This is a genomic window from Micromonospora sp. TSRI0369, assembly GCF_001905625.1.
GTDB lineage: Bacteria > Actinomycetota > Actinomycetes > Mycobacteriales > Micromonosporaceae > Micromonospora > Micromonospora echinospora_A.
This window is the reverse complement of record NZ_LIVU01000014.1, coordinates 78,250-90,200: the sequence shown is the minus strand read 5'-3', so window position 1 is coordinate 90,200 and position 11,951 is coordinate 78,250. Positions and strand designations below refer to the sequence as shown.

At 69.1% G+C, this 11,951-nt stretch carries 9 protein-coding genes, 1 tRNA gene and 3 pseudogenes; 6 read left to right on the top strand and 7 right to left on the bottom strand.

What is annotated here, in order from left to right:
* Positions 1-31: 31 nt before the first annotated feature.
* Positions 32-105, top strand: a tRNA-Pro gene (locus tag AMK25_RS29455).
* 239 nt (positions 106-344) lie between these two features.
* Here the strand turns inward: AMK25_RS29455 and AMK25_RS29450 are convergent.
* From AMK25_RS29450 to AMK25_RS33120, 5 genes and pseudogenes are all read right to left on the bottom strand, one after another.
* Positions 345-1,283: a hypothetical protein gene (locus AMK25_RS29450; protein WP_083664861.1), complete on the bottom strand. Its 939-nt coding sequence runs from the start codon at positions 1,281-1,283 to the stop codon at positions 345-347.
* Positions 1,284-1,566: 283 nt separating this feature from the next.
* A pseudogene (locus AMK25_RS32885) lies at positions 1,567-1,665 on the bottom strand (IS5 family transposase); the annotation flags it as partial.
* Positions 1,666-1,848: 183 nt separating this feature from the next.
* Positions 1,849-2,394: a hypothetical protein gene (locus tag AMK25_RS29440; protein WP_073831618.1), complete on the bottom strand. Its 546-nt coding sequence runs from the start codon at positions 2,392-2,394 to the stop codon at positions 1,849-1,851.
* A gap of 31 nt (positions 2,395-2,425) precedes the next feature.
* Positions 2,426-3,070: a hypothetical protein gene (locus AMK25_RS32880; protein WP_241826548.1), complete on the bottom strand. Its 645-nt coding sequence runs from the start codon at positions 3,068-3,070 to the stop codon at positions 2,426-2,428.
* Positions 3,067-3,495 (bottom strand): annotated as a pseudogene (locus AMK25_RS33120) (NADAR family protein). The gene AMK25_RS32880 and the pseudogene AMK25_RS33120 overlap by 4 nt, the downstream one beginning before the upstream one ends.
* Positions 3,496-3,820: 325 nt before the next feature.
* Here AMK25_RS33120 and AMK25_RS29425 point away from each other — a divergent pair.
* Complete coding sequence (locus AMK25_RS29425) at positions 3,821-6,496, top strand: S8 family serine peptidase (RefSeq protein ID WP_073831617.1); 2,676 nt, start codon at positions 3,821-3,823, stop codon at positions 6,494-6,496.
* A gap of 592 nt (positions 6,497-7,088) precedes the next feature.
* On the opposite strand, the gene AMK25_RS29420 is transcribed toward AMK25_RS29425, so the two are convergent.
* Positions 7,089-7,604, bottom strand: coding sequence for an Lrp/AsnC family transcriptional regulator (locus AMK25_RS29420; protein ID WP_241826547.1), 516 nt, complete (start codon positions 7,602-7,604; stop codon positions 7,089-7,091).
* 51 nt (positions 7,605-7,655) lie between these two features.
* Here AMK25_RS29420 and AMK25_RS29415 point away from each other — a divergent pair, with 51 nt between their 5' ends.
* From AMK25_RS29415 to AMK25_RS29395, 4 genes and pseudogenes are all read left to right on the top strand, one after another.
* Positions 7,656-8,714, top strand: coding sequence for a Glu/Leu/Phe/Val dehydrogenase dimerization domain-containing protein (locus AMK25_RS29415; RefSeq protein ID WP_241826546.1), 1,059 nt, complete (start codon positions 7,656-7,658; stop codon positions 8,712-8,714).
* A 238-nt stretch (positions 8,715-8,952) separates the two neighbouring features.
* Positions 8,953-9,167 (top strand): annotated as a pseudogene (locus tag AMK25_RS32870) (transposase); the annotation flags it as partial.
* 205 nt (positions 9,168-9,372) lie between these two features.
* The gene (locus AMK25_RS29400; protein ID WP_073831614.1) at positions 9,373-10,410 is read left to right on the top strand and encodes a DUF808 domain-containing protein; all 1,038 of its coding nucleotides are present in this window, start codon (positions 9,373-9,375) and stop codon (positions 10,408-10,410) included.
* Between the two features lie 528 nt (positions 10,411-10,938).
* Positions 10,939-11,373: a DoxX family protein gene (locus AMK25_RS29395; protein ID WP_073831613.1), complete on the top strand. Its 435-nt coding sequence runs from the start codon at positions 10,939-10,941 to the stop codon at positions 11,371-11,373.
* Between the two features lie 46 nt (positions 11,374-11,419).
* Here AMK25_RS29395 and AMK25_RS29390 read toward each other — a convergent pair whose 3' ends face one another.
* Positions 11,420-11,677 (bottom strand): hypothetical protein, encoded by a 258-nt coding sequence (locus AMK25_RS29390; protein WP_143194807.1) that lies wholly within the window; start codon positions 11,675-11,677, stop codon positions 11,420-11,422.
* Between the last annotated feature and the right edge of the window lie 274 nt (positions 11,678-11,951).

Sequence of the window (11,951 nt, the reverse complement as noted above, 5' to 3'; positions counted from 1 at the left end):
GGCTGCCGCGGGGGAGACCTGGCGGGGGCATCGGGACGTGGCGCAGCTTGGTAGCGCACTTGACTGGGGGTCAAGGGGTCGTCGGTTCGAATCCGGCCGTCCCGACAAAGAAAAAGCCCTGACCAGCGGGAAAGCTGGTCAGGGCTTTGATTTTCTTCGATGGAGATTTGAACCGCCCCCCGAAAACCCCCCGTTTACGCGGTGCGGCAGCCAAGTTCGTCATCGGTGTGCATCGTTCTCTTCTGACGATGATCCGACGCCTGGCCGCCGAGCCGGGGTGGGAGGCCGTCCGGGTCTGATCCGGGCGGGCGACCGCGACCGGTCGACGCCCGGGACCGGCCCCGTCAGCGCGGGTGGTAGACGACCGCGCGGCTGACACCCCAGACCGGGCGGATCGTCGCGGCGATGCGGCCGCGGTCATCAAGGTCGACGACCTCGCCGTCCGTGCTGACCCCGGCGAGGCTGAGGTCGTGCAGGACGCCGCGCCGCCACAGCGCCGGGCGGGCGCTTCTGTCGGTGGCCTGGGAGTTGGCCAGGATCTCGCCGCGGTTGTTGATCGCCCGCAGTTGGGTGAAGCTACCGCCGAGGGTGCCGACGTCCAGAGCGCGGCCGTGCCGCCAGAGGATGCCGCGCTCGAACTGCTCGGCCGAGAACTGCCAGCCGATCACCCAGCCGCGGTCGTTGAGGGCGTACGTGTTGCTGCGGTCGAAGGGGCCGGCGCCGAGGTCGGTGACCCGGCCACTGTGCCACAGGGCGGCGTGGAAGCCGCCCGGCACGTACACCCCGCCGGAGACCTGGCCGCGGTCGTTGACGTCGGACGCTTCGCCGAGGGCCAAGGGCCGGGCACGGCCGTTCGTCCACAGGACGGGACCTGCGTCGGTGCGGCCGAGGACCTGGCCGCGGTTGTTGATCGCCACGGGCAGGGTGGACGGGACGCCCAGCGGCCGCAGGACACCGCGGTGCCAGACGTACCCGCCGGAGCCGTCGCCGCGGGTGCCGACGACCTGGCCGCGGTCGTTGACGTCGATCGGGTCGAAGGCGCCGAGATCGATCATCCGGCCGTGGCGCCAGAGGAACCCGCGGTAGGTGCCGTCGGCGGCCTGGGCACGGCCGACCACGTCGCCGCGGTTGTTCATTGCGCTGGCGTAGCTGCTGTCGCCGCCGAGGGTGCCGAGGTCCACCATGCGATAGCCAGCCAAAGCGCCGGGCGCGGCAGACGCGGCGACGGTGGGCGCGGCCGTCAAGGCGGCCGCGAGGAAAGCGGTGGCGAGGATCGATGGCATGAAACGGCTCCTTCCGGAGCGTCGCCGGACGAAACGTGCGCTCAGCGTAGGCGCGTCCCACCGCTCCGCCAGGGCGCCGTCACGAATCCGACAGCCTCGCCGTCCGCTACGCGTCACTCGCACGCGATCGTGGGAGTGGCGCCCCTTTTAGAGGGCATCTGATCCGTGTAGTGGTTGATTCATGTTCGGCCGTGGCGTCGATGGCTTCGGTTCGTTGATCACGCCGTGCGTGTGAAGCGGCGTGGATATCGGTCGGATTTATCGGATGAGCGGTGGGCGTTGATCGCGCCGGCCAGCCGAAGGTTCGTTCCACGACCCACCGGCGTGGCTGAACGTGCAAGCCCTTCTCTGCCGGGCGGGGCACCACCTCGACGTCGATGCCGAGCCGGGCGCCGTGCGCCCGGACCCGGTGTTGTAGCCGCTGTCGACCCACGCCCTGATTCGGCGTCGGGCCCACATCGAATCCGTCCGCCTACGCGCCGATCGACACGGTGTCGAGGTCGGCCCGATCCGGCCGCCACTGTTCTCGCTGGCCCGGACGCTCCGACAACCAGCCCGGCGGCAATCAGCCCGCGCCGTGGACGGCGAACGCAGCCCAGTGCCGCGGCGCCGCGAACGGACGCCTCCTGTACCGCTCATCCGTGCACCGCCCGGCGTCGGATCGGAGCGCATCCGGTTCGCCGGCGTCGCCGGCCTGCTGAAGATCGAATGCCCGCTGCTTCCAGAACAGATAGCGGTTCATGTCGCCGGCAGCCTGATGCGCCCGCGCAACGATTTTGTTGGCGGCCACCGTCCAGGCGGCGTCGGCCCGACCGTCGGACAGGATCCGCAGCGCCCGCTGCACATGCCGGGCCTGCAACTCGCCGTCGACGGCGAGGACCGCGACGTGGCTGCGCCGGCCGTTCGCCGCAGGCGTACGGATGATCCAGCCACGCGACTGCGCTTCCTCGGCCAGCTCGAAGACAATCCCGAAGCGCTTGGCCAGCAGCCAGGCGCGAACGTCGTCGCTCAGCCGGTCGAGCTGGGTCTGCGCGCCGCGGGCCGGCTCAAGCCGCTGGCGCCGGGGCCTCCTCGGCCTCGCGCACAGCCCGGACCTGCTCGGACACCGCATCCACCTTCTGCACGACCCGGACGGCGGCCCGTTATTGCCACCTGACGAGGTAGATGCCTTGCCTGTGGGTGGTGAAGTGCCCGTCCGCGGGGTGCACTGTCGCAGAGTGGTAGGTGCCGGGATAGCTGGGGTCGGGCCGCCGGAGCGCCATGTCGAGGACGTACCGGGCTGTGCGCCGGAACGCGACCGCGTTGCCGGCCATGAACAGGGTGTGAGCGTGCAGGCGTTGGTGGAACCTGTCCCTGTGACAGGAACGCCGACGGGCTTGGCGATTGAGTTCGTGGACCTCGTCCCAGGCGGGAACGTCGTTCGGGTTCCAGGAAATGGTGTGCGGAGCCCCGGCTCCCAGGCGGTGACGTAGCTGCTTCCACCGGTTCGGGGCGAACTGCAGGTCGTGGTGACTGAGTACCAGATCGAGCTCACCGACGGTCACGGTGGCGAGGGAGGGCTCCGGCGGCGGCTTGCCCCGTAGCGGTAGGTGGATCAGTGTGTGGCGTGATCGGGCTGCCAGCATCCACAGGCCCGTGATGGTGAACGCGGCCTCGGCGTTGAGTTCCAGGACGAACCAGGGGTTGTTGTCGACCAGCACCGCGCCGGTCACCGGTTCGGCCGGGCGGACGACGCGGTACTGATCGGCGCCGAGCCGTCCCTGATGTACACGGATGTTGAGGTTCATGCGGTGGCGAGCTGCGCGCGGGCGTGCATCAGCGCGAACCCGAGGAGGCTGCGGCCGCGCCATTGGGCCGGATCGTGGGCGCGTGGGTCCGTCGCGGAAAGACCGATGCCCCAGACCCGATCCTTCGGGCTGGCTTCCACCAGTACCCGATTGCCCGTACGAGACAGGTACCGCCCGAGGTCAGGGTGCTGGCTGAACTTGGCCACGATGCCGGCGGCGACCAGGTCGAAGCGGTACGCATCCCAGGCGGCCTGGTCGAAGTCGCGGACCTGCCGGCCCAGGCCTTAACCGCGCCCGGGTGCGGCGCCGTGAGCATTGCGCGGTGATCGCTTCGTCGCCGAGCTGGTGCCCCCAGAAGAACAGGTACTTGACCCGCCCGCCCGCAGCTCGGGCAGGCTGCGCGGCGAGGAGGTGGTGTCGGGCATGTTCGGCAGGGTGCCAGAACCGTATGGTCACGCGCCATCGGGTTTGCTCCGCCGGTCGCGGGTTTGCCGGCCGTCCTCCCCGGGGTTGAGCGGGCCGAGAGCGACCTTGCTGCCCTTCGGTTTGAGGCGAGCCGCCTCGGCCTTGCGACGCGCCGAGATTTTTATTGCTGAGTCAAAAATTCGACGTTCATCTCTGGCATTGGGAGTGGTCGTGCGTTCATGATGTGGCGGTACGGCTGCCCGGAGATCCGCCCACCCTGTTGGATGACGTGCTCGGCAGGGCCGGCCGGTCCCCGGGCGCGTCGCTTTCGACTGGGAGGTAGTCATGACACCGACGGGACCACGCAGGCCCGCCCTGCTCCGGTCCGGCATCGCGGCCGCAGCAACCGTGCTGGCTCTTGCCGCGAGCACCGTGTCCGCGACGGCCGCCCCAGCCGAAGGTGACATCCTCGCCGCGGGCGGCCCGACCGCCGTGGCTGGCTCCTACATCGTCGTGTTGCGGGACTCCGCCGTCAGAGCCACCGCCGTGGACACCACTGCCCGTGACCTCACCGCACAGCAGGGCGGCGGCGTCGGCCCGGTCTACCGGCACGCCCTGCGAGGCTTCGAGGCCCGACTCTCCGAGCGCGGCGCCCGCCGCCTCGCCGCCCATCCGGCCGTCGCCTCCGTTACGCAGAACCACACGGTGTCCGTGGCAGGCGTGCAGAGCCCGACGCCGTCCTGGGGCCTGGACCGGATCGACCAGCGCGCGTTGCCGTTGGACAACTCATTCACCTATCCTCGCGTGTCGCCGGGCGTGCGTGCGTATGTCATCGACTCCGGGATCAACCTGACCCACACCGAGTTCGCCGGGCGGGCGGTGTCCGGCTGGGACTTCATCGACAACGATGCCGACGCCACCGACTGTATGGGGCACGGTACCCACGTGGCCGGCACGGTCGGCGGCACCACCTACGGGGTGGCCAAGAACGTGCAGTTGGTGGCCGTACGCGTCTTCAACTGCGACGGCCGCGGCACCACGTCGAACGTTCTTGCCGGGGTCGACTGGGTGACCGGCGACCATGATCCGGGTGAGTTGGCCGTGGCGAACATGAGCCTCGGCGGCCCGCCGTACGCGCCCATGGTCGACGCCGTGCGACGGTCGATCGCAGACGGCGTCACCTACGTGGCGGCTGCGGGCAACGAGAGTGGCGCCGACGCGTGTTCCTACAGCCCGGCCTCCGTCCCGGAGGCGATCACCGTCGCCGCCACCGACGCCACCGACGCCCGCGCATCGTTTTCGAACATCGGTACGTGCGTGGACCTGTTCGCGCCGGGCGCCGAGATCACCTCGGCCTACATCGGCAGCAGCACCGCAACCCGCACCGCCTCCGGAACCTCGATGGCCACCCCGCACGTCACCGGGGCGGCGGCGTTGATCCTGGCCGACAACCCCACCTACACCCCGGCGCAGGTGACCCAGGCACTTCTGGCCGACACCACTCCCGGCGTGGTGACCAATCCGGGTGTCGGCTCGCCGAACCGGCTGCTCTACGTCAGCGCCATTACCCCGGCCAACGACTTCGCACTGACCGCTACCCCCGCCAGCGGCACCGTCACTGCCGGCGGCACCATCTCCACCACGATCACCGCGACCGTCACAAACGGTGCGGCCCAACCGGTCTCCCTGGTGGCCCGCGGCCTACCCGGAGGCGCCGACGCCACATTCCAGCCCGCGAGCGTTCCCTCCAATGGCAGCACCACCCTGACCATCAACACAGCGTCGACAACCATGGCCGGCGACTACACCATCACGGTGATCGGCACCGGGACCGGTGCAACCCGCGCGACGGCATTCCAGCTACACGTCAACGACCCGGCCGGCTGCGTCGGCTCGAACGGCACAGACACGGCGATCACCCAGAGCACGAGCGCCCTGGTCCCCATCGCGATCACCGATTGCCCCGGCGCCGCCGCTCGCAACAGCACCATCGAACTGCACATCGACCATTCTGGCATCGGTGACCTCGACATACGGCTGCTCTCACCCGACGGCACCTGGTACTACCTGCTGGACCGCACCGGCGGCCACAGCGAGGACATCGACTACACCTTCACCCACGACCTGTCGTCCGAGACCGCGAACGGCACCTGGACGCTGTGGCTCAACGACCTCCTGCACTCGGGCACCGGGTTCCTCGACTCGTGGCGCATCAACCTCGCGGGCGCCGACCTGCCGGCACCAGCATGCGGTGGCCGCACCACCACCAACCTGCGGATACCGGCCGGCGGCACGGTCGAATCGTCAATCAGCGTGGCCGACTGCGGCCTGGCGCCGTCGACCAAGAGCTACATCGAGCCCAACATCCGTCACCAGTACGGCCGAGACCTTCGAGTCTCCCTCATCGCGCCGGACGGGCAGGCAATCCTGCTCAAGGATGCCTACGTGGGGTCGTACCGAGCAAACGTCCGCGAAACCTTCATCACCGACCTGTCGAGCAGGCCCACAGCTGGCACCTGGAAACTGCGGGTCGAGAACGTCGCCAACTATGAAGGCATGTTCGAAGGCTGGAAGCTGACCCTCGATGGCGGCACCACACCACCGCCCACCACGCCGCCGCCGACGACGCCTCCCCCCACCACGCCGCCGCCGACGACGCCACCGCCCACCACCCCGCCTCCGACCACCCCGCCTCCGACCACCCCGCCCCCCGGTGGGAGCCCCTCCTGCACCGCCGTCTACTCCGTGCAGGACCAGTGGAACGGTGCGTTCGTCGCCAACGTCAACATCACGGCAGGAGCCACCCCGCTCACCGGCTGGCGGGTCACCCTCAACCTGCCGGGCGGTGCCTCGATTACCTCGCTCTGGAACGGTGTCAATAGCGGTACCAGCGGGACCATCACCGTCGCGAACCAGAGCTACAACGGACGGCTGGCCGCAGGCCAGACCACCAGTTTCGGATTCCAGGGCACCGGAAACGGCACCGGCGCCACCGCTACCTGCACCGGAAGCTTGAGCTAGAGCGACCGGCAATAGGTATGGCGTCTGGACGGAGGGGACCCCCGAGGCGGCAAGCGGGCACGGGCCCATTGATCACGATAGTCCTCTACGCTTCGTGACCGATTGAGTCCCGTGCCTGCATATATAGGTGCCGTCGGCGACGGTGATCTGGTCGATCCGCCGCCGAAGCGCCGGCACCAGAGCCAGCAGTGGGGCCGAGGGTGTCGATGACCCTTTCCGCCGCCGAGTGCGACCCCCCGAACAGTGGGCCCACCCCTGGAAGGCCGTCGAGGTCACCTGCACCCATCGCCGTCCACGATGGACGCAGAACGAGGTACGCGAGAAATGCCCTCAGCGGGCGCGTTGACCACTTCGCCGAGCTGCACCCAATCTGCTCTCCCCAACCGGGCTCGCACCGGACCGCCCACCGGTCGAGGGCTGCCAGCCCGGTGCCACGGTTGGCGCCAGCGCCTGGCTCCCGCCGGGGAGCACGCCCACGATCGCCGCGCCGTGTCAGCGGCATGAGCGCGCACCTGATCAAGCGGTCCTGGCGACCGCACCGCGCCTGATTGGCGGTAGATGTGCGCGCTGTCCCCAACTCCGTGGCCGTGCGTTACGGGTCGAGTGGTTCGATGACCTGCTTTCGGGCGTGTTGGTAGATGACGGAGCTGCGGAACCCGACGATCTCGCGGCGTCCGCTGAACTTGTCCATGAGGAAGGAGTGCAGGCTGTCGACGCTGGGTACGGCGACGTGGACGAGGAAGTCGTCGCCGCCGGCCACGACGTACACCGACAGCACCTCGGGCAGCTCCATCGCATATTTCTTGAAGCCGTCGATGACGGTGCGGCTCAGGGGCCGGACCTGCACGTGCAGCAATGCTTGGACGCCGCGGTTGAGAGCGGCCAGGCTGATCTCGGCGTGATAGCCGGTGATCACGCCGCGTTCCCGCAGTGCGCGCACGCGTTCCAGGCAGGTGGACGGCGCCAGGCCGACCGCGCGGGCCAGTTCGCGGTTGGTCTGCCGCGCATGTGTCTGCAGGTGCTCGATGATCGCCGTATCAAGTTCGTCCACGACCGGGATCTTGTCATCTTCTCCGAACGATGTTCGCTTCAAGCTGGTCGGCGCCAACCACCTGCCTACTGTCGATCCCGTTCCGGCGAGCGCACGACAGGAGCCATCATGGTCGCGACCCACCTCGACACCGAGTCGATGCACGAACACGTCGTCATCAGGCGGGGCATACGGTCCGGCCTGCCGATCGTTGTCGCGGTGCACTCCACCGCGCTCGGTCAGGCCATCGGCGGCTGCCGGCTCGCGCACTACCCGCACTGGCGTGACGGGCTCACCGACGCGCTGCGGCTGTCAGCCGCGATGTCGGACAAATGCGCGCTGGCTGGGCTGCCCAACGGCGGCGGCAAGACCGTCGTCGCCCTGCCCCCGGGCAGGACACTCGACACGGCCGCCCGTCGGGCGGTGCTGCGCGACGCGGGCGACGCGATCGCCGGGCTGGACGGCGCCTATGCCACCGGACCGGACGTGGGAACCGGACCGGACGACATGGTCACGATCGCCGAGCGGACCCCGCATGCGTTCTGCCGACCGGTGCACGCAGGTGGCAGCGGCGACTCCTCCGGACACACCGCCGTCGGCGTCCTCGCCGCGCTGCATGCCCTGTGCGCCGAGCGATTCGGGTCAGCCGATCTGTCCGCGCGCAGCTTCGCCGTGCTCGGCCTCGGCCGCGTCGGCGGGCACGTACTGCGCATGCTCGCCGACGCCGGCGCGACCCTGGTGGCCGCCGACATCGACGAGGGCAGACGAATGCTCGCCGACACCGCGGGTGCCGCCTGGACCAGCCCGCAGGACTGCCTGACCGCCGACGTGGACGTGCTCGTCCCCGCCGCCCTCGGCGGTCTGCTCACCCCGCACACAGTGCCGACACTGCGCTGCGCCGCGATCGCCGGCCCGGCCAACAACCAACTCGACACCCCGGCCACCGCCGACCTGCTGCACCAGCACGGCATCCTCTGGGCACCGGACATCATCGTCAGCGCAGGCGGCATCATCCACGCCACCGCCGTCGAGCTACACCGGGAAACGTCCGCCCAGGCCACCGCCCGGGTCCACGGCATCGCCGACACCCTCACTGACATCCTGCACACCGCCCGCGCCACCGGCTCGACCCCGGCAGCCGCCGCTCGCTCCCGCGCCCGCCACCGCATCGAAAACGGCCGCCGCTGACCCTGCCGCCCCCGACCGCAAGACAACGGCCAACCGTCACCGTTCTCGACGCAGCCGCACCATCGATACCCGGCCGAAGGCCCTTCCGTGAGCGCTCCACCAGCTAGAGGACGGAGATGGAGCTGGGAGCTCGTTCTTGCCGAGCTAGCGCGCGTATCACGTTGAAGGAACCGTGTCGCCAGGCCGCGAGGCTTCTCAGCAGCTGGATTGTCGCTTCAGTCGCTGTCTGCCGAGGGCGGCCAAAACAGGTCCGAGCCCCGTCGACCGCCGCAAGCCAGGCTCGAAACACCACGTCATCACCGACGGGGCGGCATCCCACTCGCCGCGTCCCTGACCGGCGGCAACCTCCACGACGTTACCCAACTACTGCCCCTGGTCGACAAGATCCCGCCGATCAAAGGCGTCCGCGGCAGACCCAGACAGCGACCGAAACGCATCTACGCCGACCCTGGCTAACGGTGACTGCGGCGGACGGGTTCGGCCTGAGCTGGCGCCAGGTGGTGACCCGGGCGCGGTGGTGGCGGGTCGTCGGCTGAGCGCGACAGCCGCTCACCTCAGCTCTCGCCCGATATACGACCGGGTGGTGGCGTGCCGCGCACAGGGACCTGAGCGAGAATGGGCCAGTTCGAACTCTGCGCAACCCCGGAAGGACCCTCCCTTGGCCAGTGGACTCGTAGCCCTGCTGGATGACGTGGCGGTGCTGGCCCGAGCCGCCGCCGCGTCGATCGATGACATCGGGGCGGGCGCCGCGAAGGCCGGCGCCAAGGCTGCGGGGGTCGTCGTCGACGATGCGGCCGTCACGCCGCAGTACGTGCGGAACCTGGCGGCCGAGCGCGAGGTGCCGATTATCAAGCGCATTGCCGTGGGGTCGCTGCGCAACAAGTTCTTCATCATCCTGCCGGCGGTGCTGCTGCTCAGTCAGTTCGTGCCCTGGCTGCTCACTCCGATCCTCATGCTCGGCGGCGCCTACCTCTGTTACGAAGGCGCGGAGAAGGTGTGGGCCAAGATCGCCCATCACGATGCCTCCGGCGCGGGCGAGGAAGAGGTGCAGGACGAGGCGACACTGGTGTCCGGGGCGGTACGAACCGACCTGATCCTCTCGGCGGAGATCATGGTCATCACCCTCAACGAGGTGATCGATGAGGCGTTCTGGTCCCGCCTGGCGATCCTGGCTGTCGTCGCCGTCGTCATAACCGTCCTGGTGTACGGCGTGGTGGCCCTGATCGTAAAGATGGACGACGCCGGGCTGCGCCTGTCGCAACGTTCCGGCGCCGTCGCCACGTTCGGCCGCGGTCTGGTGAGGGCGATGCCGGTAGTCCTCACCGTGCTGACGGTAGTCGGCACCGCGGCGATGCTGTGGGTGGGCGGGCACATCCTGCTGCTGGGCACGAACGAGCTGAACCTGCACTTCCTGTACGAGGCCGTGCACCACGTGGAGGTCGCCGCCCACGACGCCACGGGTGTTCTCGGCGGGCTCGTCGGCTGGCTCGTCAACACGGTGGCCAGCGCGGTCCTCGGGCTGATCGTCGGAGCGCTGGTCGTGCTGGTCATGACGCTCACGCTCCACCGCCGCAAATCCAAGGCTGCGGCTGCGACTGCGGCGGCCACGACTCGTACTGACGCCACCATCCCCGTGCCGCCGAGCCGTGCAGCTCAGCGTCGCGACGCTCCTGCGGACCGAGCGCCGCGCGGTTGACCGCAAATCATCGCAACTCGACCACGGGGTCAGGCGTTCTGGTGCTGAAGTCTTCGCTGGTAGTGGGCCGTCTTGGCGCGGTACTGGTGTCGTCGTCATCGTGACCTACCGACTCAGAGACCGCGACCTCGGCCGCGTCCCCGCAGCCACCAAGACCAACGACTAAAGATCAACCAAACCAAGGTGGTCCAGTTTCAGCCGGAACACGGTGGACGGATTGACCATCCAGCGCGGTCCGCGGGCCAGCGGCCGCACCGCTCGATGCTAGACCGCCTGTCGGCTCCGCCTGAAAGGCTAGGGTTGGGGCGGCGTTGACAGCAGCCCATCGGCCGTTCCGTCCGTCGCTGGAACTGACCGTGGCCGCGGTCGGGGGCGGTGGCGGTCACCTTGGCGGAGGCTCCCCACAGCTCAGTCGACAGACCGAGGCGGTACCCGACCTAGGGCCGGACTGCCCCTTCTGTCCTTAGGGTGGTGGGAGCGCCCTCGCAGCGGCCGTCCGTCCCTCGTTCACGCCACGGGAGAGACACCATGACCTCCACGTTCGCCCGACGGTTGACGGGCGCGGTCGGCCAGGTCGCGTTGGGCGCGATGCTGCTCGTTGCCGGCATCGCCCACCTGACAGTCGCGCGCCAGGAGTTCCTGGCGCAGGTGCCCTCCTGGCTCCCGCTCGACGCCGATCTCGTCGTCGTCGCCTCCGGAGTGGTCGAGATCTGTCTCGGGCTGGCACTGCTCGCGGCTTGGAGACAGCCTGTACGCGGCCTCACCGGAGCGGTTGTAGCGGCCTTCTTCGTCGCGGTCTTCCCGGGCAACATCGCTCAGTTCACCGAAGGGCGTGACGGATTCGGCCTGGATACCGACGCGGCACGGGCGGTCCGCCTGCTCTTCCAGCCGCTGCTCGTACTCTGGGCGCTCGCCGCCACCGACGCGGTTCCCGCGCTCCGCTCACTGCGCCGTCGCCCCTGACACACGACCCGAATCCAACGACATCCGTCAGCCCGGTTGCCGTTCGCTACCTGGGTGCCAGTTGCAGATCATCTCTGATGGCGACCGCTTGGGCGACGAGATCGATCGCTGCGTCGAGGTCGGCCGCGGCGAAGGCGCTAGGTCCCTGCCCGGCGCCAAGCTCGTCGAACCACTCGACGTTGCCCAACGCTCGCCCTTGTCGTGCGTCACTCAACGCCTCGGCAGCAGGACGAACAGCCACTGGGCCGACCTTCCGGTCGGCTAACACTGTCAGCCCCTCGATTGGTACGAGGATCGTCGTCATGTCAACGGTCACCAATGACGGCAAGATCATCCCGCCACAGACATCAACCCTCGGCCTGCGGTGAGGCAAGGTGCACGACCTCACCGTCGTGCCCGTCAAGTAAACACCTCAGTCCGTCGGGCTGTCATCGGCAGAGTCGCTCGTGGTGGCGGGCCCTGGGACCATTCCTGCTTCGCGGTCGGCGTGGTGTCCTTGCGGCATGAGAGTGCACCGCCGACCAGTGAGTGCGAGAGCCGTGGTGCGCTGCGTCGCGGAGCCGCTGCTAGGTTCGCCG